Origin of the sequence: Fictibacillus sp. Mic-4, assembly GCF_049843615.1 — a bacterium.
GTDB classification, from domain to species: domain Bacteria; phylum Bacillota; class Bacilli; order Bacillales; family Fictibacillaceae; genus Fictibacillus_A; species Fictibacillus_A gelatini.
Map to the genome: position 1 here is coordinate 60,939 of NZ_JBBHZM010000010.1, position 24,376 is coordinate 85,314.

The window sequence follows — 24,376 nt, forward strand, 5'->3', positions numbered from 1 at the left end:
AAGGCGGCAGTTATCCACACACCTCATCTGTTATAGTGTGTAACACCGGCTGTTATACTCGAGAATCTGTACTAATCAATCGGCCGGTCTGTTATAATCGAGGTTTATTCGTTATTTCCCGGCCTTTTATCTCGATGCCGGCAGACTTATTCCCAAAATGAAAAAAAGCCAGCAATAAAGCTGCTGGCTGTCTCAACTATTTACTTTTGTGCACTTTCCATTTTCTTTTCCAACTCGTAACGGTTTCTCGGATGTTCCCGACATTCATCTGAACATGACCGTTTATATTTCTCTTCGCACTCAACGCAGCAAACATGCTGGCGGTTGCATTCCGGATTCGCACAGTTTACATAACGATCTTCCGGTTTACCGCAATAATAACATTTCGCAATAACAACATCTTCTACCTGGTTAATCGGAACTGAAATTCGTTCATCAAAAACGTAACATTTTCCTTCCCAGAGCTGGCCTTTTACTTCCGGATCTTTACCGTACGAAACAATGCCGCCGTGAAGCTGGCCAACATCTTTAAATCCTTCTTTCAGTAAAAATCCCGTGAATTTTTCACAGCGCACCCCGCCCGTACAATAGGTGATGATTTTTTTGTCTTTATATTGATCTAAGTTTTTCCGAACCCATTCCGGGAATTCCCTTGACGCTTTTACGTCAGGGCGTAGGGCACCGCGGAAATGTCCGATTTCATATTCATAATCATTTCTTACATCGACAACGACTGTATCTTCATCTTGCAAAGCTTCATAAAATTCTTTTGGACTTAATCGTTTTCCCGTTAATTCATATGGCTTGACGTCTTCTTCCAAACGCCAGGTTACGATTTCTTTTTTCGGGCGAACAAATATCTTTTTAAAGGCATGCTTTTCAGACTCGTCTATTTTAAATTCAATGTCCGAAAAGCGCGGATCTTTTCGCAAATCTTCCATATATTTGTTTGTTTGTTCAACTGTTCCTGAAATTGTTCCATTTAATCCTTCTTCCGAGACGAGAATCCTTCCAAGAACCCCAAGCTCCTTGCAATACTTCAAATGTTCTTTTGCAAAGTTTTCCGGATCATCAATTGGAACATACTTATAGTACAATAAAATTCGATAAGGCATTTCTTTTTTCATCTTAATCACCAACCTGCAACGTTGAATTTTTTGAGGGTTAAATAAACCTTATCCTCACATGACATACGGTTCAAAAAGGAGGATGAAATTCCCCGGGCTTTTTGAACAACTTCTTAAACCATAGAAAAAACCACCGGTAGTATACCCTGTGGCATCTTGTAATATTCAATATCCAATTGAATGAATTTGATGGCGCGCCCACCAGGATTCGAACCCAGAATACGAGAGCCGAAATCTCGTGTGATATCCATTTCACTATAGGCGCACTTACCGTCACGAATAATATCATAACGGATTTTCAAATTAATTGCAAGGATTTTTTATTATCCTTTAATTTTTCAAGGATTTTTCACTAATCAAGCCATTATGTATTCGGTGGTACTTAGTAATCGACGGATCCCCTTGTCTCCATCGCAACAGAACCTCTTCATTATTGATAATGGCTGGAAAATCTACGAGCCCAAATTGAATATCCCTTAATTGCACACCGAACGATTGAATTTTATGTATGTAAGATTGCGCTTCCATTTCCAATAATTCCAACTTGCTTTCAATCATAAAAAATTCTTCAGTCGGAGGATTGGTGGAATTTTGCATCCGTTCAAGCTCATCCACAAACGAATTAAACGCTTTTTGTAATTTTTGAAGTGCTTCTAACTCCTTTGTGATTACAGGTAAGAGTTGATTCGCTTCTTCAAGGGCAAAGTATTTCATAAACAACCTGAGATGTACCCTCCTTTGATGTAAGTAAATACATGTTTTATTTTATTATACCAATTTTGAATTGAAATTGAAAAAGAAAAAACAAGTTCTTACGTCTCCAAAAGAACTTGTTTTACCCTTGTGCTCTCATCATTTCTTTTTTCGGCTGCTTTAAATCTAGATAAAAATTACGTATCACTTCATCTTCAAGCAGTTCAGGAAAATCGCGTCTATATTCAGAACTGATCAATATTTGTTCGACCAAATGACAGGAATGACGGCGCAGTAATATTCGAAGAGTGTGCCATTTTTCATGCTTTGATTTCAAATGGAATTTGGTCATGAAAAGCATAAGTCTATCATCCTTGCTGAATTGTTGATCTTTTCTTTTATACAAATTGATGCTAATCATGTTTTTCATAGAGAACACTCTCCTTTATTTTTCCGCTTTTGTACCATTATTATTCAGTTTTTTTGGAATTATACTTGTCCTGAAAAAATAATCTATCTTTTCTATTAAATGAACTTAATAGAAAAAGATTTTGGTACGAGGCAGATGCAACAACACTCCAATATTTATTTACTTTATATATATTATACCATGACATTAGGGAATATTTCTATTTTTCAAAAAACTTTGCCGCCTCTTTTCTTTTTTTACATTTCAGATGATAATAAACATGAACAGGAGGAGATTTCAGATGAAATATTTTGCCGTACAATTACCAATGTTAGACGAGAAAAAAAGCGCCGATTATAGGGAAAGCCATTTGCGTTACCTTGAAGAATTGACGGAAAAAGGGCATATATTTACATACGGCCGCTTTGTCGACGGTTCGGGTGGTCTTGTTATTTATCAAGCCGACGATTTAGAAACCGCCACCAATTTAGCGAAAAATGATCCATACGTCTTAAACGGTGCACGGGACTATGAAATTAAAGAATGGGCCATGAACACGGATGTGGTAAAGAGATAATTCTCAAAAAAGGAAGCATCTTTCAATCTGAAAGGCTTCCTTTTTGTTAGGTGAGTTCAATTGTCCCGTAATGAAATTTGGCAGAGAGTCGCTTGATTTGCGTAAAACCAAATTGCTCAAATCTTTTACTTTTATAATGGTCCTTTAATACAACGCGCTCTTTTGCTACCCTTTTCGCTTCTTCAATGACTTCAGATGAGAGCGGTGTATAAACGGCCATCGTTTTTAATCCGGCCATTCCCGGGGAGGCAATCGTTTCTTCAAACATTGGATCGAAGTACACGACATCATAGCTGTTTTTGTCCAATTCTTTTAAAAGCTGAAGGTGATCCATCGATACGACGGTAATTCTCCTCATCGCCGCATCCATTTCCTTACTACCACTTTCCCACGTCTCGAGCCCGGCCTTAACAATATAGCCTATCGCAAGATTCGCTTCTATACCTACTACTTTCCCCTCTTTACCGACGGCTAAACTTGCGACAATGGCATCAGAAGCGAGTCCTAACGTACAGTCTAAAACGGATTTCCCTTTTTTTAAAGAGGCCGCCAGTACAAACCGATCATCTTCCCCCCTTAAGAGTCGTTTAACACGAAACATCGATGAATTTGGATGAAAAAAAAGCGGGTCTTGATTTCCTAATGGATGAAGTGTTAGCTTTTCTTTTCCGACCATTAATACATGATCTTCATAATTTTTTTGCAAAGAAACTAACGACTGATTTTTTCGTGAAATAAACGGAGAGGAAAGCTCATTTGCGATTTTTTTTGCTTTTTCAACCAGTGGGGCATCATACTTTCCTGCAGTAGTTACGATCATTTTCCTCATCTCCTATTCTATCTACGTATACCATAACTCAAATGAGTTACCGATAAACCTTATATGCCATTAGCCGATTTTACATCTATTCGAATCAAAAAATCAATTATATAATGAAGTTATAAGGCACACATGTATAAAGGAGGCTATCTTTTTGCTCATTGCACTTATTATCATATTATCTTATCTTATAGGTTCTGTGCCGTTTGCTTTAGTCGTTGGCAAATGGGGGTATGGGGTTGACATCAGAGAACATGGCAGCGGAAATTTAGGGGGAACTAACACTTTTCGGACACTCGGCGTCAAAGCCGGGTTAATCGTGACAATTTCAGATTTATTAAAAGGGACACTGGCCGCTTCCCTGCCCTATTTTTTTCATGTTTCTGACCAATTTCATCCTTTGCTTGCGGGGATCCCGGCAATTATTGGACATTCTTACCCGATTTTCGCAAAATTTAAAGGAGGAAAATCGGTTGCCACTTCTGGGGGCACTTTATTATGTGCTGACCCGATCATGTTTATTATCGTCATCCTTATCTTTTTCATTACGTTATACATTTCGAAATATGTCTCCCTTTCATCCATGGTCACGGGTGTTTGCGGCGTCATTTATACGATCTTTGTCGATGATTGGACATTAAGGATCTTCATCTTTTTAGTTGCCATTTTCCTTATTTACAAGCATCGAAGCAATATCGTCAGGATTTATAACAAAACGGAACCTAAAGTGAAGTGGCTGTGATAAAAAAAGCATTCTCATGAGTGCTTTTTTTCATTTCTAAAAACTTCCGCATCTGTCCGTTTCCAATCGTGATAGATGTACATAAGTTATATGGAGACGTTTACCTATAGTTATTTCAATATTGGAGGGACAGAAATGGAAAATAAAAAACATATGCCAATCACGAACCACCAAAACCGCCCAATGAACATGCCACCGAACATGAACATGCCGCCTAATATAAATATGCCAATGAATAAACCAATGAACGTTCCAATGAATGCTCCTATGAATGCGCCACTCAATAAACCAATCAATGCCCCGCTTAATGCTCCAATCAATGCGCCAATCAATGCACCGATTGCTAAACACATTAGTTGCGCCCCGCCGGTTATGACGTGTGTGCCGATGTACGGATATGGTGGATATGGTGGTTATGGCGGTGGGTTCGGACCTGGATTTGCCTTAATTGTCGTCCTTTTCATCCTGTTGATCATCATCGGCTGCAGCTGTTGTGGCTTTGGAGGACGTAAAGGGGAGGTGTGCTGTAATTAAGTAAGAAAAAGGCGGATTTCTCCGCCTTTTTCTTACTTACAATATTCGTTATACGCATTGATTAAGTTCGCAACAATTTCTTCCGCACTATGGTCTTCGATTTCATGGCGATGGATGAAGTGGACAACTTCAGTGCCTTTTAATAGGGCCATTGAAGGAGAGGATGGCGGATAGCCTTCAAAATAATCTCTCATTCTTGCTGTCGCTTCTTTATCCTGGCCGGCGAATACTGTTACAATGTGATCCGGTTTAACAGAATGAGAGAGCGAATGGATGGCGGACGGTCTTGCCAGCCCGGCTGCGCAACCGCAAACCGAGTTCACAAAAACAAGCGTCGTTCCGCTTACCTGCTCCATAAATTCATCGACTTCTTCCGCTGTCGTTAACTGTTTAAATCCGGCATTTGTTAATTCATCTCTCATTGGTTGTGTAATTTGCTTCATATATTCTTCATATGCATTCATGTTCATTTTGTAGAGCCTCCTGAATTCCTTGATTCATTTCATTATATCGAATTTCAAGCATCATTGAAACTTTGAAGTTTTGGCGAATTGTTCAAAAGAATGGTTGCGCCAAGCGCTGTTTGAAAATGTTGAAGCGCCCATTCATGGCCAATCGGATTGAAGCTTTGCACGGCATCTTCGTGAATAAATAGTTTAAATCCTTTATTGTAAGCATCTACCGCAGTATGCAAAACACAAATATCTGTACATACACCGATAAGATGGAGCTCTGAAACATTTCGTTCCCGAAGCTTCAGTTCGAGATCCGTGCCGGCAAACGCACTGTATCTTGTTTTATCCATCCAGTACACCTTTGATCGTTCAGACTCATTCAATCCTTCGAGTAAACAACCAAGATCGCCATACAGCTCTCGCCCTTTCGTTCCCCTGATATTATGTGGTGGAAACAAATTGGTTTCTGGATGATAAGGATCTCCTTCTTCGTGAACATCCACCGCAAGTACAACAAACTCGCCATTTTGAATAAATTCACGGGTGATCTCGGCCATTCTTTTTTCTATCGATTGCCCGACAGCACCACACGTCAGTTTCCCGTCATTTGCAACAAAATCATTCGTATAATCAATCACAACCAATGCTTTCACTCGTATTCTCCCCCATCGGTATTTTGTCATTTTTAAATAGTATACACTACCTGATGATGGACAAAAAAGATAGACTAACGCTTAACTAATGAAATATAATAATAGTGGAAAGATTCTAACAATACCAGAATGTGAGGTGAATGGACATTTTTCTTTCAATACATGATTGAATCAGGGGGGAATTGGATGTTATCCGAAAAGAACTTCTCGGACAAAGAAGTAAATTATTCTAAAATTGCCTCATCTTCTTTATTTAAAACACTTCTTCGCTCAAAGAAAAACTTCATTTTGCCAATGACGATCTTCTTCTTCGTATTCTACTTTGCCTTGCCTGTCATGACTTCTTACTCCACGGTATTAAACACAAACGCGCTTGGTGACATTACATGGGCCTGGATTTTCGCCTTTGCCCAATTTGTGATGACATGGGCTTTATGCATTTTTTATTCAAAAAAAGCTGCCAGGTTTGATTCAATCGTTGATGAAATTAAACGTGAAGAGGAGTTGGGGTAGATGAACACGACTGCGTTTATCCTGTTTCTCATTATCGTTGCTTTAACATTAGTCATTACGTATTTTGCCGCCAAACGCACTAACACGACGAGTGAATTTTATACCGCAAATGGCGGATTGACGGGTTGGCAAAATGGATTGGCAATTGCCGGTGATTACATGTCTGCTGCATCTTTTCTAGGGATTGCCGGTTCGATTGCCTTAACCGGATTCGACGGTTTCTTTTACTCGATCGGCTTCCTTGTTGCCTATTTAGTCGTTCTTTATCTCGTTGCAGAGCCTCTCAGAAACCTTGGAAAATATACGATGGCCGATATGATTGCTGCCCGTTTTAACGATAAAAAAGTGCGCGGGGTTGCGGCATTAAATACGATGACGATTTCTATTTTTTATATGATTGCCCAACTTGTCGGTGCTGGCGCCTTAATAAAGCTTTTATTAGGATTGTCATATACGTCATCTGTGCTCATCGTCGGTGTTTTAATGACAGTTTACGTCGTATTTGGCGGGATGATGGCTACAAGCTGGGTGCAAATCGTTAAAGCCGTTCTGCTGATGGCAGGAACCTTTCTTATTTCAATTATAGTGTTTGCCAAATTCGACTTTAGTATCACGTCGATGTTTACCCATATGAAAACGGCGACTCCTCTTGGGGAAATGTTTCTTAACCCGGGCAACAAATATAAAGTTCCTCTTGATACGATTTCTCTCAACCTTGCTCTCGTTCTTGGAACAGCCGGGCTTCCTCATATACTTATTCGTTTCTTTACGGTAAAAGATGCCCCGACTGCAAGAAAATCGGTCGTACACGCAACGTGGATCATTGGACTTTTTTATATATTAACCGTTTTTCTTGGCTTTGGAGCTGCCGCTTTTGTCGGAACTGAGAACATTGTTAAGGCAAATCCTGCCGGTAATATGGCAGCCCCATTACTTGCCGAGTCACTTGGCGGCGACTTTTTGTTTGCATTTATTTCCGCTGTTGCTTTTGCTACGATTCTTGCGGTCGTCGCCGGTCTCGTATTATCCGCTGCATCCGCATTTGCACACGATTTTTATGGACAAATTCTTCGCCGCGGAAATGCAACAGAAAAGGAACAAATGAAAGCGGCGAGATGGGCTTCGGTAGGCGTTGCCGTTCTATCTATTTTATTGTCGCTTTTTGCGCAAAAATTAAATGTGGCTTTCCTTGTCAGCTTAGCCTTTGCTGTTGCCGCAAGCGCCAATTTGCCAATCATTTTGCTCACAATTTTTTGGAAACGTTTCAATACTACCGGAGCCGTAACAGGAATGCTTATTGGGCTGTTCAGTTCTTTACTTCTAGTGGCAATCAGCCCGAGCGTCTGGTCACCAGTTCCGGGGAGTGCTATTTTTGTCGGGGATCCGATCTTCCCATTGGCCAACCCCGGCATCATTTCCATCCCGTTAGGATTTATTGGGGCCTTTCTTGGAACGATTCTTTCTTCAAAAGAAATCGACGAAAAGAAATTCGATGAAATTCTTGTCAGGGCCAATACGGGGATCGGAATTAAAAAATAAATAAACACCGGGGGAATTTTTCCCTCCGGTGTTTGTTATTAGTTTATTTTCGGGCTGATTTCCTGACGATCGGATAAAAGATAATCCCGCAAGCCAGCATACCGATCCCGAACAAGAATGTTTTTAAATCGGCTGTCCCGGCTTTAATCACCCAGGCCGAATAAATCGTTGCCGCAATCGAAATGACCCCATCCACAAAACGGGCGCGACTGAATCTATTTTCATAGGTTTCACCGCTGAAGACAAGTTTGACTTGATACAAGCATGCAAATACATAAGGCACTAAAAACGCAAGCGTTGCGACAAAAATGACAAAATTATAAGCATCGGCCATTGAATGGGAAACAACTGAAAAAATAAATAATTGCGTAAAAATATTTGTCATCGTTAATGAAAATACAGGGGTTCCTCTGCCATTTTCTTTTGCAAAATACGGTAAGAACATTTTCCGTTTTGCCGCCTGATAAGGAACTTCAGAAGAAAGCAAAATCCAGCCGATTGTCGCGCCTAAAAGAGAGACCATTCCAAGTAAAGCCATAATGTAACTCCCTGAAGGGCCGATGACCGTTGAAAGTGCATCGACAAGTGGCTTTTGTGAAGCAAGCAGCTCTTTCTTCGAAAGTGTGCCCATGACGAGAAATGTGATACTAATGTAAAGAATAAGCGCTAAAATAAGACCAAATATTGTAGCCTTTTTCACATCACTTTGTTTTTTTGCCCGTGTTGAAAATACAACGGCCGATTCAATCCCGATAAATGCCCATAAAGTCGCAACCGCGGCATGATTGATCTGGCCAACAAGTCCAATCGTATGACCTGACGCTTGATCGATTCGTCCTTCGGCAAATGGCGTTAGGTGGCTAGATTGAAAAGCAAATAAACATAAGACAATAAATAGAGCAAAGCCAAGTACTTTAGCTGCCGTAGCGGCCAGGTTCAATTTCCCGGCACCGCTTACTCCTCGTAAAATTATATAATGCATTCCCCATAATAGCATACTGCAAACAAGAAATGTTATAAATCCTCCCTCCGTAATAGCGGCACTTCCAATTGAAAATAGACGCCTTTGGCTCGTCAATATCGGGAAAAAAGTAGATAGATAACTAGCAAATGTTGTAATGATTGCCACATTCCCTGCGAAATTAGCCACCCAATATCCCCAACTGACAAGGTAGCCCAAAAGTAGGGAACGTTCCGTATTTGGCTTAAATAAAGCGAGTGCATAATTTTGCGGGCCACCATTGAGTGACGGCTTTCGAATGCTTAAATTTCCAAAAACTAATGCCGTCAAGAGTACGCCAATTCCGGTAATGAGCCATGCCCCAAGGACTCCCGCGGGGCTTGCCACTTCCGCAAGCGAGCGAGGCAGCATAAAAATTCCGGAACCGACCATGTTTCCGACAACAAGTGCAGTAAGGACCCAGAGTCCGAGCCTTTTTTCTTTCATGATGTTATCCTCCCAGATGTACATACAAAAATTACATAGTTTAATTAATTCGCTATCACAATAGTACATTAGCAAACTAAAGTATACAAGTAGTTTATTTTTCCAGCAAAAAATAAACACGTACCATGTTACCGGCACGTGTTTGTTTTTATATTTTTAAAATGGTCTGCCCATCTTCTTGCACAATTTTATTTTCCTTCATTAGTTTTCCAAGCGCCCTTTTAAACGCTGCTTTACTAATATTGAACACCTGTTTAATTTCTTCTGGATCGGACTTGTCTGTATAAGGCATATAGCCTTTATGCTCTTTTAAATATTGATAAATTTTCTCTGCATCTTCATTATATGCATGTTCTTTTCTTGGTCTCATCGAAAGGTTAACCCTGCCGTCTTCGCGGACAAAGGCTACCCTGCAATCAACCAATTCCCCAAGCCTCAAGGTTTTCGTCATTTCTTCATGATGAATGAATCCGATCCATTCTTTCTCAGTAAAAACAAGAGCGCCATATTCATTTAAGCGATAAACTCTCCCTTTCGTCATTTCGTTAAAACTATCTTCATCTGCGCTCACTGCTTGTTCAACCATTTCTTCTTCCGTCGCCAAATCAGCAAATAGCCGGCCTTTTTTATCCAATTTCAATCCACAATATAATTCATCCCCAATTTCTGGCCATTGGCTAAATTTGTACGGAAGATCATCCTTTGACAACAGAACATCTTTACTGATTCCCATATCCAGAAAAACCCCAAGATTGCGCCTCGATCCGACGACTTTTAGCCAGGCGAGAGAATCAAGCCGCACTTTAGGATTTGCCATCGTTGCAGCAAGCCGGCCTTCGTGATCCTGGTACAGAAAAACTTCAATTTCTTCGCCTTCTGAAAGTTCCCTTAAAGCCTCACGTTTATGTAATAGCACATCTTCCTGTCCGTTTGACAAAAAATAGCCAAATTCGGTTATACGCTCTACTTTTAGTTTATGGATTTCTCCAGCCCGTAATTGCTTATTCACTATCATCTTCCTTCCTCTCATCAGTCGTTCATATTTAGTATGTAATAAACGCGGAAAAAGATAAACCTACTTACATGATGAAGTAGGCTTATCATTCTTATTTGTCGTTTTTTTCTTCCTCTTTAGCCGCTTTCATCATTTTTTGTACAAGAATGTGCTGCGGCATATGCATAATTTCTTCAATCGGCACCTTTAATTTTTCCGAAAGCTTAATGGCCGTTTCAGCTGAAATTTGATTTGGGCGCATTTAAATCCCCTCCGTAAAATCATTATACCAAAGAGGTCAGCATATTAAAATAAACCAATGGCATTCCCATCGTCCGTAACATCCATATTTAATGCCGCAGGCTTTTTCGGCAAGCCCGGCATCGTCATGACATCACCGGTTAAAGCGACAATAAAGCCCGCGCCAATTGATGCTTTCAGCTCTCGAATGGTAATGACAAAATCTTTTGGACGACCGATTTTCTTCGGATCATCCGACAAAGAATATTGTGTTTTCGCCATACATACCGGCAGCAGTCCCCATCCTTCATCATCAAACTGTTCTAATTGGGATATTGCCTTTGGTGAAAATTGGACACCGCTAGCTCCATATACTTTTTCGGCTATCGTTATAATTTTTTCTTCAAGAGACATGTCAAGAGTATAAAGTGGTTTATACTCATTCTTTCCAGTTCCAATTACTTCAATTACTTTGCGGGCAAGAGCTTCTCCCCCTTCGCCTCCTTTTAACCAGACATCCGCCATTTCTACCGGAATATTGCGATCACAACACCATTTTTCGATATACTCGATCTCGCTTTCAAAATCGTGAACAAAATGGTTAATGGCAACAACGAAAGGAAGTCCGAATGCCTTAATCGTTTCAATATGTTTTTCTATATTAGCCATTCCCGATGCGAGGGCGGCTACATTTTCATCTTGCAGTTTATCTTTTGGCACGCCGCCATGCATTTTCAACGCTCTGACGGTCGCCACAATGACGACCGCGCTCGGCTTAATATTTGCAGCGCGCGCCTTAATATTTAAAAATTTCTCGGCACCTAAATCGGCTCCAAATCCAGCTTCTGTTACGACATAATCACCAAGTTTTGCTGCTATTTTTGTCGCTAATACACTATTGCAACCATGCGCAATGTTAGCAAAGGGGCCGCCGTGAATAATGGCGGGTGTATTTTCTAATGTTTGAACAAGATTTGGCCTTAATGCATCTTTTAAAAGCAAAGTTAATGCCCCTTCTACTTTCAAATCGCCGACAGTCACCGGCTTTTTATTGTAATCATATGCGACAACCATTCTAGACAACCGCTTTTTCAAGTCGTTCACATCGTTTGCCAGGCAAAAAATCGCCATCACTTCTGAGGCAACCGTTATATCAAAGCCATCTTCACGCGGCACACCCTGCACCGGGCCACCAAGGCCAACGATGATGTTTCTTAAAGCTCTATCGTTCATGTCCATCACTCGTTTCCAGACGATGCGGCGCGGATCGATATTTAATTCATTCCCTTGATGAATATGGTTGTCAATAAGGGCAGCCAGGGCGTTATTCGCGGTTGTTATCGCATGAATGTCACCTGTAAAATGAAGGTTAATATCCTCCATTGGCATCACCTGGGAATATCCGCCTCCCGCTGCCCCTCCTTTCATTCCCATGCTTGGCCCAAGGGAAGGTTCCCTCAAGGCGATGATGGCTTTTTTGCCAATTCGATTAAGAGCCTGGCCAAGTCCAACCGTAACCGTGGATTTCCCTTCTCCTGCCGGTGTTGGATTAATGGAAGTGACTAAAATGATTTTTCCATCTTTTTTTGTTTTTAATTTTTCAATTAGGCTTAAAGATAGTTTTGCTTTATATCGTCCGTACGGTTCCCAATCCTCTTCTTCAATGTGAAGTTGCTTGACGATTTCTTCAATGCGGACCATTTTCGCTTCGTGGGCAATTTCAATATCCGATTTATATTTAATTTTTTCAATCATGTCCGTAACTCCCTTTAGCAAGAATACAATCACCGCTATTATTTTACATAAAAATTGGGCAAACAGCCAATTAAACCGCTTTCAAAAAGTGGCGAACTTTCTCTTTTTTAGTTTATACTGTTGAATAAAGCAAAATCATTAAAAATTTAAATGTTTGGAGGTAAAATGAATGGCTACAATTACGGTTGAAGGATTTGGTGAATTTCAAATTGAAAAAGGCAGAAAACTTGTTACCGCTTTAGAAGACAACGGAGTGGATATTCTTCATCGCTGCGGCGGGAATGCAAAATGCACAACATGCCGGATCGAAGTATTAGAAGGTGACTTTGGAGAAATGAATGAAAAGGAAAAAGCGAAGCTTGAATCCGCAGGGCTGATTGACCAAAACATTCGATTATCATGCCAGGTGCTTGTCGATGGAGATGTGACCATTCGTCCGGTCATGACGGTTACTTCTGAAGGAAAAGACGCCGGTCCACGACCTTCAGAAGAATTATAATCCCTTTAAAATATTGGATGAAGCAACTGTTTTTCCCTTCCCGGTCTCAGGATAAATCATCACATTGTACATAAACTAAAAGGGGAAAAAGGAAGGTGAAAAACATGGGAGAACCTTATAATGATCTTATGCAAGTCAAAATGTCGATCAAGGCTGCCGAACGGATGATCGGGCAGGCGACGATGAGCATGGATCATGACCAGCTAAACGATGCTAAACGGGCATTAAATGACGCAAAGCATCAATATCAAAATGCCATAGGCAACGCTACTGGTGTAGATAACATGTTTTTAGCGCATTGCGGCGAATTAATCAGCCAGTGCGAACAACAAATAAATGAAGCATTGCGTTAAAAAAGAAGCGAGATTTCGCTTCTTTTTTACTTTAAAACTGGTTCACCGATTTTGTTTTCAAACAAGTTTCTACAATAACGGAGGGCACTTTTTTTATTCGTGATCTTATGCTGCTTAAATGCTTCCAAAAGCGCAATGTAATAACTCCCATCAAATTCGCGTTGTACTTTCAATGTATATTCAATGGCAACTGTTACGAGCGAATCGTCCGCATCCGTTAAATATTTGCCGAATTCAACAAACGCTTTCTCACTGTCCTTTAATTTAATACCCTTTGATGCAAGAAACATTAAATAGTCTTCCAATGAATTATGATGCACTTTCCATCCATCCAATCTTGCGAATCTTCATTTCATACTTAGAATTGTATCAATTTAAAGTATTATTAATCAATCATTTCCTTTTTTGCTTCGATTGAAATGTTGCTAAGTGCCTGCGTCGCGAGAAAATCGGCTTTTTTATTTTCATTTCTCGGGATTAATTCAAAAATCGGGGTCAATCCCAGTTTCTTAAGCTTTGCTTCAATTTTATCCATCCATCTTTGCAATTCTTGTTCGTAACAGGGCCATTCGCCAGTCATTTGATGGATAACGACCATGGAATCTCCCTTGATCGTAACGGTAGAATGATGAACGCCAAGTTGTTCAAGCTCGTTTACAAGTAGCCAGAGCGCCGCATATTCCGATTCATTGTTGGAATCAATTTGCTCCAGTGAAGCATTAACTCTATAGCGGTATCTCTTTTCGTTTTGTTCATAATAGATGACAGCTCCCTGCCCCGACTTTCCATCATCTTTCTTATAGCCTCCGTCAAAGTAACAAACGACGTTCATTGGCTCTGTTTCCTTTTCAGCAGCCAATTTTTGAAGCTCTTTTTTCGACCAGTATGTACCATTTTCGTCTATAAACATAATCGTGCCAAGTCTTCCTGTCCGTTCAATATCCAGTGCTGTACGAATAGCCTCTTTCAGAGAGAGGGAATCGGAGACAAATCGTATTGTATGGCTTGATTTCGCCGGCTTATAGTTCCATTCAATCGTTATTTTCATTTTTCCTCCTGTTATTCACATTCTTAAAATATTTAAAAAATTCCCTTCCTTTTTTTGAATGATTCATTATAATAATGAATATTAAAGGAAGAGGAACGGACAACCATCATAACCATCATAGAAATAAGGTGATAACTTGAAAAAATCAATTGTTGCGGATGGAAGTTTATTATTTGTTGCATTTATTTGGGGAACTACATTCGTTATCGTCCAAAACGCCATTGCTTTTCTAGAGCCGTTTTCCTTTAATGCCGCCCGTTTTTTTATTGCTACTGTATTTTTAGCAGGTTGGGTTCTTTTATTTAACAAATCCCTTTTCAACACCCTTTCGAAACCACTCATTTTTAGAGGAATTGCCATCGGGTTCTGGCTATACTTAGGTTACGGGTTTCAAACGTTGGGACTATTGTACACAAGCTCATCAAAAGCCGGCTTCATTACCGGGTTAAGCGTCGTGCTCGTACCCGTTTTATCCGTATTTTTCTTTAAACAAAAGTTAACGGTCCCGGCATCTATTAGTGTCGTGCTTGCCGTTGCCGGTTTATACATGCTTACTATTGGAAACAGTTTTCATTTAAATGTTGGCGATTTTTTTGTATTAATTGGCGCTATTTCCTTTGCCCTGCAAATTATTTTAACAGCAAAATATGCGAATTCCTATCCTGCCATGCTGCTTACGATCGTGCAATTACTTACAGTAGCTATTTTAAGTGCGCTGTCCAGCCTCTTTCTTGAAAATTGGAAAAACATTTTCCAGCCTGCGATTCTCGGCAAGAAAGAAGTGTGGATCGCTCTTATCGTCACTTCCTTGTTCGCGACCGCCATCGCTTTTTTAGCGCAAACATACTTTCAAAGCTATACGACGCCGACAAGAGTGGCTTTAATTTTTTCTATGGAACCGGTTTTTGCAGCATTTGCCGGCCTTTTATGGAATAATGAAACGCTTGGCGCCAGGGCGGTCATCGGCTGTTCCTTAATACTGATCGGAATGATCTTATCTGAACTGCCGATCAAACAATGGTTTATGAAACGTAAAGAAAAAGAGTGGGCAAATTTTTAGCCCACTTTCACTTTTATTTCCAGTTTTAAAAACTCCTGCTTCATTTGTTCTTTGTCGAGATTTAATTTGCATTCATCCAAATTTAGCTGAGTGATCGTTGGAACATCGTTATATATCTCACATAATTCTTTGCTTAAAAATGCCATTTCCTTGCCTGAAATCAATTTTTTCAAATAACGTTTATATTTTTGGTCAAGTTCTTCTATATTTTTATAGATTCCTTCGACCGAGCCATATTGCTGGATTAACGGCAATGCTGCTTTTTCGCCAACTCCCATGACTCCTGGAATGTTATCGCTTTTATCGCCCAGGAGCGCTTTCACATCAACCCATTGTGACGGTTCAATTCCATACTCCGTCCTAAAATGATTGACTGTATATTTTTGTTCTTCCCTTTTTGAAACGATAATTTGGGATGTTTGTTCACATAACAACTGAAGCAAGTCTCTGTCATTGCTGTAAATGATGCATTCACCCGTTTTTTCCTTTCGCCAGCGTGACACAAATGTTCCGATAATGTCATCCGCCTCATATTTTGGAATCGTAAATTGCGGTATTCCTATTGCTTCAAATAAAGAAATGGCCGTTTCATATTGTTCTATAAGTGGCTCCGGCAATTCATTTCTCGTTCCTTTATATTGTTGAAACTTCTGCCTTCTGATCGTTTCTTCCCTTTTTACATCCCAGGCAATCGCCATATGAGTCGGGTTATAATTTTTGATAAGCTGCACTAGTTTTTGCATTTTAGTCCGCAGGCCGTTAATAAATAGCCCCCGTGAATTCCTTTGTAATTCATGGAGTTCTTTTCCGTAAGCCGTTGCAAAATAGCACCTGCTCAATAAATTGAAGCCATCTATTAAAATAAACGTTTCTTCATTTAATTCCATCTTAATATCCTCCAAACTATCATTAAAAACCGCGATTATACAAAAAAACGACCATTGCGTTAAACAATGGTCGTCGATTGTATGTATACCCGCTCAGCCGTAACTCTTATTGTCTTATAAACCCGTTCTCACAGGTGGGTATTCGCAGCTGTGTTTCCATCTTCCTCTACCGTGTTTGGAGGCACGATGTAATGACAGTCATTTAGAATTCCCTTATTATTTACATCGGTTTAAGACAGTTCAGAGTTACTAACATCGCAGGTCTTTATTATAACTCGTTTTTTTAGAAATGTAAACAGCCCTTATTTTGTTTTTTTGCCATGGTGCATTTTCTTTACTTCGACTTCTGCGTAAGAAGCAAATTCAGTGTTTGAGCGTTTCTCCATCTGTTTCGCATTGTTGTTTCTCATCGCATTGGCATTCGCCGGTTTTGTTCTGCCCATTAGGAATCCCCCCTTATTATTATCATTTGTCGATTCGTAAAAATTAATCATCATCCGTTTTAGCTTTTGATGTCATAATTTTCCTCGGCCCTGGGGAAAATAATCTTAAGGAGGCGTATAAACATGACTCACCCTTATTTATGTCCGAACTGCAAAACGAATCGAATGCGGTTTAACATTATCGAACAAAATGCATCGGCAGTGAAACTTGACCCTTCTTCAGGCGAAGTCGTTCATCATTACGAAAAAGACGAGCCACTAGACCCTTTCCATTTGCCGTACAAAGGATCGAAGATTATGGTTCAATGTGCCGTTTGTGGTGTGGTAGGCGAAGAGGAAATGTTTATAAAGCGGGCTGAAAATAATCCATTAAAATAAGATGAACAGCAAGCCTGTTCATCTTATCATTTGAAAATCCCGCGGTTAAAAAGAAACTCGCGGATTGATCTTCAATAGCTGTTCTTCCATAATGTTCAAGCCTTTTTCCAATTGTTCGTCGGTAATAACAAGCGGTGAAAGAATGCGGATGACATTGCTGTAAAGCCCGGCACCCATGACGGCAACTCCGTTTTCATTGCACGTGCTAATGATTTTTTTCGTCAGATCGCTATCCGGCTCTTTCGTTTTTCGGTCTTTGACAACTTCAAGAGCACACATGGCGCCAAGTCCTCTCACGTTTCCGATAAACTCGAAACGTTCTTCCCATTTTCTAAACGTTCCCATTACTTTTTCGCCGATCATGTTCGCCCGTTCGATCAGACCATCTTCTTCCAACATTTCAATCACTTTAAGGGCAGCGACGCAACCGAGCGGGCTTCCACCGTATGTTCCACCAATTTCGCCTGGAGCCGGTGTATCCATAATTTCCGCGCGTCCCGTGACCGCTGAAATCGGAAGGCCGGCCGCAATCGATTTCGACATTGTCATTAGATCTGGGACGACATCAAAATGTTCCATTGCAAACATTTTACCCGTTCGGCCAAAGCCGGTTTGCACTTCATCAGCAATCAACAAAATATTATGTTGGTCACAAATTCGCCGGATCCCTTGAACAAATTTTTTCGATGGAATGACGAATCCGCCTTCCCCTTGAACCGGTTCTAATAGAATAGCGGCAATTTCATCAGAAGGCACTTCTCCTAAAAAGAAGTTTTCAAATTGGTTTAAAATCGCCTCATCCATTTCATCGGATGTTCGGCCGTCGCGATAATAATACGGATACGGCATTTTATACGTATCTGGCGCAAAAGGGCCGAATCCGTATTTGTACGGTTTCACTTTACTTGTTAAAGACATGGCGAGTAACGTCCGGCCATGGAAGCCGCGTTCAAACGAAATTATTCCTTTTTTGCCTGTATATTTTCTTGCTATTTTGACCGCATTTTCAACCGCTTCAGCCCCGCTGTTCAAAAAAAAGGTTTTTTTATGATGATTGCCCGGAGTAATTTCATTTAATTTTTCCGCGAGTTCAATATACGGTTCATACATCATAACGTGAAAACACGGATGAATGTATTTATCCAGTTGATCTTTCAGTGCTTCCACCACTTTAGGCGGGCAATGCCCGGCGTTTAACGTGCCGATCGCCCCGGCAAAATCGATATACTCCTTTCCTTCAACATCGACCATTACCGCTCCTTCTGCTCTTTCAACAAAGGAATGGATCGTATTAAAAGGGCCTCTCGGCACACTCAAGTCTTTCCGTTTTAATAATTGTTCCAGCCTTTTCACTATTCTTTCACCCCGCACCAATCGATAATGGTAAGCGCAATAATTTCCGCTGCTTGATATACGTTTTCAAGTTCTATATATTCATTCGGATAATGAGCGAAAGCCGTTACACCAGGCCCGAAAACGACTGAAGGCGTATTACCGACATTCGTTAACAATCCGCCGTCTGTTCCCCATGGCGATGCTTCGATCACAGGTTCAGATCCGCAAATGTCGCGATACCGCTTCATTAAAATATGCATCAATTCATGTTCAACATCAATTTTTCCAGGAAGCCATTGTGCGCCAAACCATTCAACTTCAGGTGGATGTTCTCTCAGCCAGTCATCATGAATGGAGGAAACTGCTTCTTCCAGTTCTTTTTTTACTTGTTCCAACGTTTCATCCGGAGCGACGCCGATCCTGCCTTCTAATGTAACAAGGTCTGGTGCCATTGATGGCCAATCGCCTCCGGAAATTTTCCCGATATTGATCGGAACCGGAATAGGAACATTTTTATAAAGTGGATCAGTTATTCGTTCATTCCTTGTTTTTTCAAGGGTGAGAATCGAATCGACTACCTTCATCGCTTTCTCGATCGCACTCACCCCTTCATAGCGGGTTCCTCCATGGGCGGAGCGGCCTTTTACATCAATGCGAAACCACATCGATCCTTGCTGGGCAGGGAAGATTTTCATATTTGTCGGTTCAGGAATGAGTGCGGCATCTGCTGTATATCCTTTTAAAATGGCGGCCAACGTGCCCGCGCCTCCGCTTTCTTCTTCCATTACACTATGGAAAATAAGATCTCCTTTTAATTGAACGCCAATCGCTTTTAAACATTCAATGGCAAGAAGAAGGGAAACATTTCCGCCCTTCATGTCGGTCGATCCTCTTCCATAGAGCTTGCCATCTTCGATTTTGCCGCTATATGGATCGTCCGACCATTGCTTCATATCCCCGGGAGGAACTACATCAATGTGACCGTTTAAAACAAGTGATTTTCCGCCGCCTGTTCCCTTCCAGACGCCGACAACATTCGGGCTGGTGGAAAAGTCCGTTCTCGTCGCACAAAAATAAGGATGATTAATAAATTCATCACCATCCGGATGCCAAAAATCAACTTCAAGGCCGATAGACTCCAGTTTCTCTGCTACTTTTTTTTGGATTTCGGCTTCATTTCCTTGCACGCTGTCAAGTTGAACTAATTGTTGCAAAAATGTTGCGGCTTCATGACGATGCTCATTTATCCAATGCTGAATTTTCTCTTTCATCTCCTCACCTCTTTTTATGTAAACTATTGAAACACCTTGATATTTTCAGAAATTGTCAATGGCGCTCCCGTTGAAGCGACCACTTCTTCTACGGTGTACGGATACATTACTTCCTGCAACATTAACTTACCATCCGCACAGTCAATGACCGCACGTTCGGTTATGATCATATGTGCGCCTTCTTTTACGGTTAACGGTAGTTTGCATTCTTTGACGATTTTCGGATTTCCTTCTTTATCCGTATGGTTCATCAATACAATGACTTTTTTTGCCTTTTGGGCAAGGTCAATGGCTCCGCCCATGCCAGGAACCCGCTTTCCGGGTACAATCCAATTGGCGATATCCCCTTTCTCACTCACTTCAAGCGCCCCAAGTATCGTGATATCAAGTAGCCCTCTACGAATAATGCCAAAGGCTGTGGCGCTGTCAAAATAGGAGGCCCCGGGAATGACTGTGACAGGATAGCCGCCGGCGTTTGAAAGGTTGCCATCTTCTTTTCCTTCTTCAGGCGATGGCCCCATGCCTAAAATTCCGTTTTCGGTATGAAGCATGACGCCAAGTTCAGAAGGAATAAAGTCAGCCACAAGCGTCGGAATGCCGATTCCTAAATTAACCGTCATTCCTTGGCCAATTTCAAGTGCCGCCCGGCGCGCTATTTGCTTTCTTGATTCAATTCCCAGACCCATTTCCAGTCTACCCCCTTGCTTTGAACAATGTAATCAACGTACACACCCGGCGTGATGACGCATTCGGGATCGAGACTACCCGCCGGAACAATTTCTTCTACTTCTGCAATGGTAATATTGCCTGCCATGGCTACAAGCGGATTCGTATTTCGAGCGCTTTTGTCATAGATTAAATTTCCATAAACATCGGCCTTTTGGGCATAAACAATTGAAACGTCTGCCGTTAATGAAGGTTCGATCATATATTCTTTTTCGGCGATGAAAACTTTTTCTTTCCCTTTTTCAACAACCGTTCCTAATCCTACATCGACTAATATTCCGCCTAGCCCCATGCCCCCTGCGCGCATCTTCTCGACAAGGGTTCCTTGAGGGACAAATTCAACTTCCAACTCTCCCGCTTGCATTTGTTTGCCTGCTTCCGGATTTGATCCAATATGAGAGGCAATTAACCGACTCACCCTTTTTTCCGTGATTAATTTGCCAGGTCCAATCCAGGGAAAGCCTGTATCATTGCTGATCATATGAATATCCTTAATTCCTTTTTCAAGAATGGCATTAATCAAGGTTGGCGGAGCCCCGACTCCGCCAAAACCGCCAATCATTAATGTCATCCCATCCCGAAAGTGTTTCATTGCTTCATCGATTGATATCTGTTTATTTAATGCCGATTGATTTCTCTCCAATTTAACCACCAGCCTGATTTAGAATTAACTTGAAGCCTTATGATGATGATATATTCCGGAATCGATCAATTGCTCCGTAAGTTCAATAATCGCTTCTTCCAAAATATCCAATATGTCTTTCACTTGCTCTTTTGTTATGACGAGCGGTGGAGAGAGAATGACGGAATCACCGCTAAATCCTGTTACTCCGGCAACTGCCGGGTAGATGATTAATCCCTTTTTAAAACAAAGCGAAATGAGTTTTTCTGTAATTCCGTCTGAAAGCTGAAACGGCTCTTTTGTAAAAGAATCTTTTACGAGTTCTAATCCGCATAACAATCCTTTTCCGCGTACATCTCCGACAATTGGATATTTCATAGCAAGTTTTTTTAATCCGTTAAGTAACAGCTCGCCTTGCTCTTGTGCATTTTGAACAAGATTATGGTGATCCATATATTGAAGTACAGCAAGGCATGTTGCGGCCGACAGCGGGTTCGCACTAAACGTGTGCCCGCTCATGACAACTTTTGAGCCGTTTTTTATGACGTTTATGATTCGTTCAGAGACAATGGTTGCGGCCATCGGTGTATAGCCGGAACTCAATCCTTTTCCGAGCGTAATGATATCGGGAACAATATCCCAATGGTCAACGGCAAACATTTTACCTGTCCTGCCCATGCCGGTCATTACTTCATCCGCAATGGTCAAAATATCATAGCGCTTACAAACTTCTATAATTTTTGCATGGTATTCATCCGGCGGAACAATCGCTCCTCCTGATGCGCCGATTACTGGTTCGAAAATAAACGCGGCAATATTTTCCGGCCCAATTCGCTGAATCGCTGCCTCGAGCTCATCGGCACACTTTACCCCGCAACCCGGATAACTTTCTTTTAACGGACATTGATAGCAATAAGGCGCGGGGGCAACCGGAAAATCCTCTAAAAGAGAAGTGAAACGGCTCCTTCTTAGCGGATGCCCCGACATTGACAGAGCTCCCAGGGTAATGCCATGATAACTTGTTCTTCTTGATAATACTTTTGTCTTTGTCGTGATTCCTTGCTCCTGAAAGTATTGAATCGCCACCTTTAGTGCCGTCTCTGTCGCCTCAGACCCACTGTTTACAAAAAACGTCCACTCAAGGTCCCCGGGAGCCCACTGGGCAAGTTTTTTTGCTAATTCTTCTGCGGCATCGCTTGTAAAATGGGAACGGTAAACGAAAGATACGTGTTTTGCCTGGTTATACATCGCTTCTGCTATTTCATCTACACCATGGCCGATATTGACCGTAATTGCACCGGATGACCCATCGATATATTGCTTTCCCTCGATATCATAAAGATAAATCCCTTTTCCATAACTGATTGTAGGATATTCTGCATCTAAAACTGGTTTAATGAGATGTGTTTTCTTCCTCATGCTGGGTCCCTCCCTTCTTAAATGATGAGTGGCTAAAGCACCCCTACATTAGTCAAATTTAAAGTAGTTTTTCTTTAGTAATCGCGGCTGGTTCATCAATTCATTAAATGTAATCGTTTGACTAAGGCTTTTCGTATCAATTAACATCAGTTGATCTTCAATTTGGTCAATAATTGTATCTGGTTGATATTCCATTCCGCACCCCTCGCAGGAAACGGAAGGAATATCATTGATTTCAATGGCACGGCTGCCATCCGGAAGTTCCCAATAACCGGTCTTCGTTGTTTCTTTTGCGCTATTTGACTCGCACCATTCACAAAACATGGATAACCTCCTACGCTTGTTTTTCAACTTCTTGTGATTCTTTTGCACGTTCTGCCTGATATTTTCTTTCCTTCATTTGATCACGTTTTTCGCGATTATCTTTTAACGTGTGGTGCTCCGGATTTTCCGCGTAAGCTTTTCGGCGATCAAGCCGTTTTAGCCCTTCAGGAACGAGATTGAACTTTTCATCTTTCATCAATGCTGTAATGCCGATTGCTGGTTCTTGCTCTTTAATGTTCATCACTTCGTTAAAGTAAGCGTCCGCCTGATGCGGCTTATAATTTTGCGGTTCTGGATAAGAGGTGATTACACCTTCAAAATTCCGTAATACAACTTTGTCAGGACTTTGTGAAATTAAATAGTTTGGCTGAAGCGCAATTTTTCCTCCGCCTCCAGGGGCATCAACGACAAATGTCGGTACGGCATAGCCGGAAGTATGGCCGCGAAGCGCTTCAATAATTTCAAGCCCTTTTGAAACCGGTGCTCTAAAGTGGCCGATACCCTCTGATAAGTCACATTGATAAATGTAGTAAGGGCGTACGCGAATTTTCACCAGGTCATGCATTAGTTTTTTCATAATATGGGTGCTATCGTTAATACCAGCAAGAATAACCGATTGGTTGCCCACAGGGACACCCGCATTTGCCAGCATTTCACACGCTTTCTTTGATTCTTCTGTAATTTCAATCGATGTATTAAAGTGTGTATTAAGCCAGACCGGATGATATTTCTTTAAAATATTGCATAAGTTTTCAGTTATCCGTTGCGGGAATACAACCGGTGCGCGGGTTCCAATTCGGATAATTTCAAGATGAGGAATCGCGCGCAGCTTCTTCAAAATGTACTCGAGAATATTGTCATTGATTAAAAGGCCATCACCGCCAGAAATCAAGCAATCTCTAACTTGCGGAGTATTGGCGATATACTCGATCGCAGCATCAAGTTGCTTTTTCGGTACGCCCATTCCAATTTGGCCGGAAAAGCGCCTTCTCGTACAATAACGGCAATACATTGAGCACTGGTTGGTTACTAAAAACAAGACGCGGTCCGGATAGCGATGGGTCAATCCTGGAACCGGTGAATCTTCGTCTTCATGAAGCGGATCTTCGAGATCATATTTCGTTTTTAAAATTTCTTTGCCGATCGGGACAGACTGCATACGGATTGGGCAGCGTGGATCATCTTTATCCATTAGCCATGCATAATAAGGCGTAATGTTAAGCGGAATCGTTTTTGTCGAAATTCGCACACCTTCTTCTTCTTCTGGCGTTAAATTGACAACCTTTTTTAAATCTTTCAATGTGCGAATGGTGTGAGTCAATTGCCATAACCAATCATTCCATTGTTCATCCGTAACATCTTTCCATAGTTCAATATCTTTCCAATGTCTTTTTGGCGTATATAATCCATTTACGATAGGCATGTGTAAAACCCTCCCTGTAATCTAAATATTTTTCATTTTTATTCTAATGCAAATTTTGTTCCAATATTGAAAAATCCCGCATCTTCTTGT

The 24,376-nt window shown here is 41.1% G+C and carries 31 protein-coding genes, 1 tRNA gene and 1 other RNA gene; 9 read left to right on the plus strand and 24 right to left on the minus strand.

Features of this window, described 5'->3' with window-relative positions; translation table 11 throughout:
* Window positions 1-200 precede the first annotated feature (200 nt).
* The 4 genes from WD019_RS09115 to WD019_RS09130 all read right to left on the minus strand — a co-directional run bounded on the left by WD019_RS09115 (window position 201) and on the right by WD019_RS09130 (window position 2,250).
* Window positions 201-1,127, minus strand: coding sequence for a rhodanese-related sulfurtransferase (locus WD019_RS09115; RefSeq protein ID WP_026677701.1), 927 nt, complete (start codon window positions 1,125-1,127; stop codon window positions 201-203).
* 190 nt (window positions 1,128-1,317) lie between these two features.
* Window positions 1,318-1,392: transfer RNA gene (locus WD019_RS09120), tRNA-Arg, on the minus strand.
* A 65-nt stretch (window positions 1,393-1,457) separates the two neighbouring features.
* Window positions 1,458-1,841: a DUF2203 domain-containing protein gene (locus tag WD019_RS09125; protein WP_026677702.1), complete on the minus strand. Its 384-nt coding sequence runs from the start codon at window positions 1,839-1,841 to the stop codon at window positions 1,458-1,460.
* A gap of 121 nt (window positions 1,842-1,962) precedes the next feature.
* Complete coding sequence (locus tag WD019_RS09130) at window positions 1,963-2,250, minus strand: hypothetical protein (protein WP_026677703.1); 288 nt, start codon at window positions 2,248-2,250, stop codon at window positions 1,963-1,965.
* 280 nt (window positions 2,251-2,530) lie between these two features.
* Between WD019_RS09130 and WD019_RS09135 the strand changes: the two genes are divergently transcribed.
* A complete protein-coding gene (locus WD019_RS09135) occupies window positions 2,531-2,806 on the plus strand; it encodes a YciI family protein (RefSeq protein ID WP_026677704.1) in 276 nt (91 codons plus the stop codon).
* A gap of 46 nt (window positions 2,807-2,852) precedes the next feature.
* Here WD019_RS09135 and WD019_RS09140 read toward each other — a convergent pair whose 3' ends face one another.
* Window positions 2,853-3,626 (minus strand): class I SAM-dependent methyltransferase, encoded by a 774-nt coding sequence (locus WD019_RS09140; RefSeq protein ID WP_425711277.1) that lies wholly within the window; start codon window positions 3,624-3,626, stop codon window positions 2,853-2,855.
* A 154-nt stretch (window positions 3,627-3,780) separates the two neighbouring features.
* On the opposite strand from WD019_RS09140, the gene plsY reads away from it, so the two are divergent.
* Entirely contained in the window at window positions 3,781-4,368 is a 588-nt protein-coding gene (gene plsY / locus WD019_RS09145) for a glycerol-3-phosphate 1-O-acyltransferase PlsY (protein WP_026677706.1), read from the plus strand.
* Window positions 4,369-4,478: 110 nt separating this feature from the next.
* Here the strand turns inward: plsY and WD019_RS09150 are convergent, their stop codons facing one another.
* The gene (locus WD019_RS09150; RefSeq protein WP_425711278.1) at window positions 4,479-4,721 is read right to left on the minus strand and encodes a YMGG-like glycine zipper-containing protein; all 243 of its coding nucleotides are present in this window, start codon (window positions 4,719-4,721) and stop codon (window positions 4,479-4,481) included.
* A 34-nt stretch (window positions 4,722-4,755) separates the two neighbouring features.
* On the opposite strand from WD019_RS09150, the gene WD019_RS09155 reads away from it, so the two are divergent.
* Window positions 4,756-4,902 carry a YjcZ family sporulation protein gene (locus WD019_RS09155; protein ID WP_081412644.1) on the plus strand — a complete coding sequence of 49 codons (147 nt, stop codon included), beginning with the start codon at window positions 4,756-4,758 and terminating at the stop codon, window positions 4,900-4,902.
* Between the two features lie 32 nt (window positions 4,903-4,934).
* Here WD019_RS09155 and WD019_RS09160 read toward each other — a convergent pair whose 3' ends face one another.
* The gene (locus WD019_RS09160; protein ID WP_407636392.1) at window positions 4,935-5,366 is read right to left on the minus strand and encodes a BrxA/BrxB family bacilliredoxin; all 432 of its coding nucleotides are present in this window, start codon (window positions 5,364-5,366) and stop codon (window positions 4,935-4,937) included.
* A gap of 53 nt (window positions 5,367-5,419) precedes the next feature.
* On the minus strand, window positions 5,420-6,040 hold the full coding sequence (locus tag WD019_RS09165) for a cysteine hydrolase family protein (RefSeq protein WP_425711279.1): 621 nt from the start codon (window positions 6,038-6,040) through the stop codon (window positions 5,420-5,422).
* A 156-nt stretch (window positions 6,041-6,196) separates the two neighbouring features.
* Here WD019_RS09165 and WD019_RS09170 point away from each other — a divergent pair, with 156 nt between their 5' ends.
* Entirely contained in the window at window positions 6,197-6,523 is a 327-nt protein-coding gene (locus tag WD019_RS09170) for a DUF485 domain-containing protein (RefSeq protein ID WP_026677710.1), read from the plus strand.
* Window positions 6,524-8,062 (plus strand): solute symporter family protein, encoded by a 1,539-nt coding sequence (locus WD019_RS09175; RefSeq protein WP_425711280.1) that lies wholly within the window; start codon window positions 6,524-6,526, stop codon window positions 8,060-8,062. It abuts the gene before it with no gap.
* Window positions 8,063-8,105: 43 nt separating this feature from the next.
* Here the strand turns inward: WD019_RS09175 and WD019_RS09180 are convergent, their stop codons facing one another.
* The 4 genes from WD019_RS09180 to WD019_RS09195 all read right to left on the minus strand — a co-directional run bounded on the left by WD019_RS09180 (window position 8,106) and on the right by WD019_RS09195 (window position 12,498).
* Window positions 8,106-9,509 carry an amino acid permease gene (locus WD019_RS09180; RefSeq protein ID WP_425711281.1) on the minus strand — a complete coding sequence of 468 codons (1,404 nt, stop codon included), beginning with the start codon at window positions 9,507-9,509 and terminating at the stop codon, window positions 8,106-8,108.
* Between the two features lie 148 nt (window positions 9,510-9,657).
* On the minus strand, window positions 9,658-10,518 hold the full coding sequence (locus WD019_RS09185; protein ID WP_425711282.1) for a CvfB family protein: 861 nt from the start codon (window positions 10,516-10,518) through the stop codon (window positions 9,658-9,660).
* 97 nt (window positions 10,519-10,615) lie between these two features.
* Window positions 10,616-10,765, minus strand: coding sequence for a YycC family protein (locus tag WD019_RS09190; RefSeq protein ID WP_425711283.1), 150 nt, complete (start codon window positions 10,763-10,765; stop codon window positions 10,616-10,618).
* Window positions 10,766-10,809: 44 nt separating this feature from the next.
* Window positions 10,810-12,498 carry a formate--tetrahydrofolate ligase gene (locus tag WD019_RS09195; RefSeq protein ID WP_425711284.1) on the minus strand — a complete coding sequence of 563 codons (1,689 nt, stop codon included), beginning with the start codon at window positions 12,496-12,498 and terminating at the stop codon, window positions 10,810-10,812.
* 169 nt (window positions 12,499-12,667) lie between these two features.
* Between WD019_RS09195 and WD019_RS09200 the strand changes: the two genes are divergently transcribed.
* Complete coding sequence (locus WD019_RS09200; protein WP_026677715.1) at window positions 12,668-12,997, plus strand: 2Fe-2S iron-sulfur cluster-binding protein; 330 nt, start codon at window positions 12,668-12,670, stop codon at window positions 12,995-12,997.
* Between the two features lie 104 nt (window positions 12,998-13,101).
* On the plus strand, window positions 13,102-13,350 hold the full coding sequence (locus WD019_RS09205; protein ID WP_026677716.1) for a DUF2564 family protein: 249 nt from the start codon (window positions 13,102-13,104) through the stop codon (window positions 13,348-13,350).
* Window positions 13,351-13,376: 26 nt separating this feature from the next.
* Here WD019_RS09205 and WD019_RS09210 read toward each other — a convergent pair whose 3' ends face one another.
* Window positions 13,377-13,670 carry a DUF6123 family protein gene (locus WD019_RS09210; RefSeq protein ID WP_026677717.1) on the minus strand — a complete coding sequence of 98 codons (294 nt, stop codon included), beginning with the start codon at window positions 13,668-13,670 and terminating at the stop codon, window positions 13,377-13,379.
* A 65-nt stretch (window positions 13,671-13,735) separates the two neighbouring features.
* Window positions 13,736-14,398: a reverse transcriptase-like protein gene (locus WD019_RS09215; protein ID WP_425711285.1), complete on the minus strand. Its 663-nt coding sequence runs from the start codon at window positions 14,396-14,398 to the stop codon at window positions 13,736-13,738.
* A gap of 136 nt (window positions 14,399-14,534) precedes the next feature.
* On the opposite strand from WD019_RS09215, the gene WD019_RS09220 reads away from it, so the two are divergent.
* Window positions 14,535-15,458 carry a DMT family transporter gene (locus WD019_RS09220; protein ID WP_425711286.1) on the plus strand — a complete coding sequence of 308 codons (924 nt, stop codon included), beginning with the start codon at window positions 14,535-14,537 and terminating at the stop codon, window positions 15,456-15,458.
* On the opposite strand, the gene WD019_RS09225 is transcribed toward WD019_RS09220, so the two are convergent.
* From WD019_RS09225 to WD019_RS09235, 3 genes are all read right to left on the minus strand, one after another.
* Entirely contained in the window at window positions 15,455-16,345 is an 891-nt protein-coding gene (locus WD019_RS09225; RefSeq protein ID WP_026677720.1) for a 5'-3' exonuclease, read from the minus strand. The two genes, WD019_RS09220 and WD019_RS09225, sit on opposite strands and share 4 nt — an antisense overlap.
* A gap of 82 nt (window positions 16,346-16,427) precedes the next feature.
* Window positions 16,428-16,612, minus strand: a non-coding RNA gene (ssrS, locus tag WD019_RS09230) — 6S RNA.
* A 35-nt stretch (window positions 16,613-16,647) separates the two neighbouring features.
* Window positions 16,648-16,788, minus strand: a complete 141-nt coding sequence (locus WD019_RS09235) for a hypothetical protein (RefSeq protein ID WP_425711287.1) — start codon at window positions 16,786-16,788, stop codon at window positions 16,648-16,650.
* Window positions 16,789-16,911: 123 nt separating this feature from the next.
* On the opposite strand from WD019_RS09235, the gene WD019_RS09240 reads away from it, so the two are divergent.
* Complete coding sequence (locus WD019_RS09240) at window positions 16,912-17,166, plus strand: hypothetical protein (protein ID WP_026677721.1); 255 nt, start codon at window positions 16,912-16,914, stop codon at window positions 17,164-17,166.
* 45 nt (window positions 17,167-17,211) lie between these two features.
* Here WD019_RS09240 and gabT read toward each other — a convergent pair whose 3' ends face one another.
* The 7 genes from gabT to ablA are packed head-to-tail and all read right to left on the minus strand — an operon-like array spanning window position 17,212 to window position 24,286.
* Window positions 17,212-18,522, minus strand: a complete 1,311-nt coding sequence (gabT, locus tag WD019_RS09245; RefSeq protein ID WP_425711300.1) for a 4-aminobutyrate--2-oxoglutarate transaminase — start codon at window positions 18,520-18,522, stop codon at window positions 17,212-17,214.
* A complete protein-coding gene (locus tag WD019_RS09250; protein ID WP_425711288.1) occupies window positions 18,519-19,772 on the minus strand; it encodes a peptidase in 1,254 nt (417 codons plus the stop codon). The genes gabT and WD019_RS09250 overlap by 4 nt, the downstream gene beginning before the upstream one ends.
* 23 nt (window positions 19,773-19,795) lie before the next feature.
* Window positions 19,796-20,458: a 3-oxoacid CoA-transferase subunit B gene (locus WD019_RS09255; protein ID WP_425711289.1), complete on the minus strand. Its 663-nt coding sequence runs from the start codon at window positions 20,456-20,458 to the stop codon at window positions 19,796-19,798.
* Window positions 20,425-21,141, minus strand: a complete 717-nt coding sequence (locus WD019_RS09260) for a CoA transferase subunit A (protein WP_026677725.1) — start codon at window positions 21,139-21,141, stop codon at window positions 20,425-20,427. The genes WD019_RS09255 and WD019_RS09260 overlap by 34 nt, the downstream gene beginning before the upstream one ends.
* 24 nt (window positions 21,142-21,165) lie before the next feature.
* Window positions 21,166-22,539, minus strand: coding sequence for an aspartate aminotransferase family protein (locus tag WD019_RS09265; RefSeq protein ID WP_425711290.1), 1,374 nt, complete (start codon window positions 22,537-22,539; stop codon window positions 21,166-21,168).
* 48 nt (window positions 22,540-22,587) lie between these two features.
* A complete protein-coding gene (locus tag WD019_RS09270; RefSeq protein WP_026677727.1) occupies window positions 22,588-22,863 on the minus strand; it encodes a YokU family protein in 276 nt (91 codons plus the stop codon).
* Between the two features lie 10 nt (window positions 22,864-22,873).
* Window positions 22,874-24,286, minus strand: a complete 1,413-nt coding sequence (gene ablA / locus WD019_RS09275; RefSeq protein ID WP_407636387.1) for a lysine 2,3-aminomutase — start codon at window positions 24,284-24,286, stop codon at window positions 22,874-22,876.
* Between the last annotated feature and the right edge of the window lie 90 nt (window positions 24,287-24,376).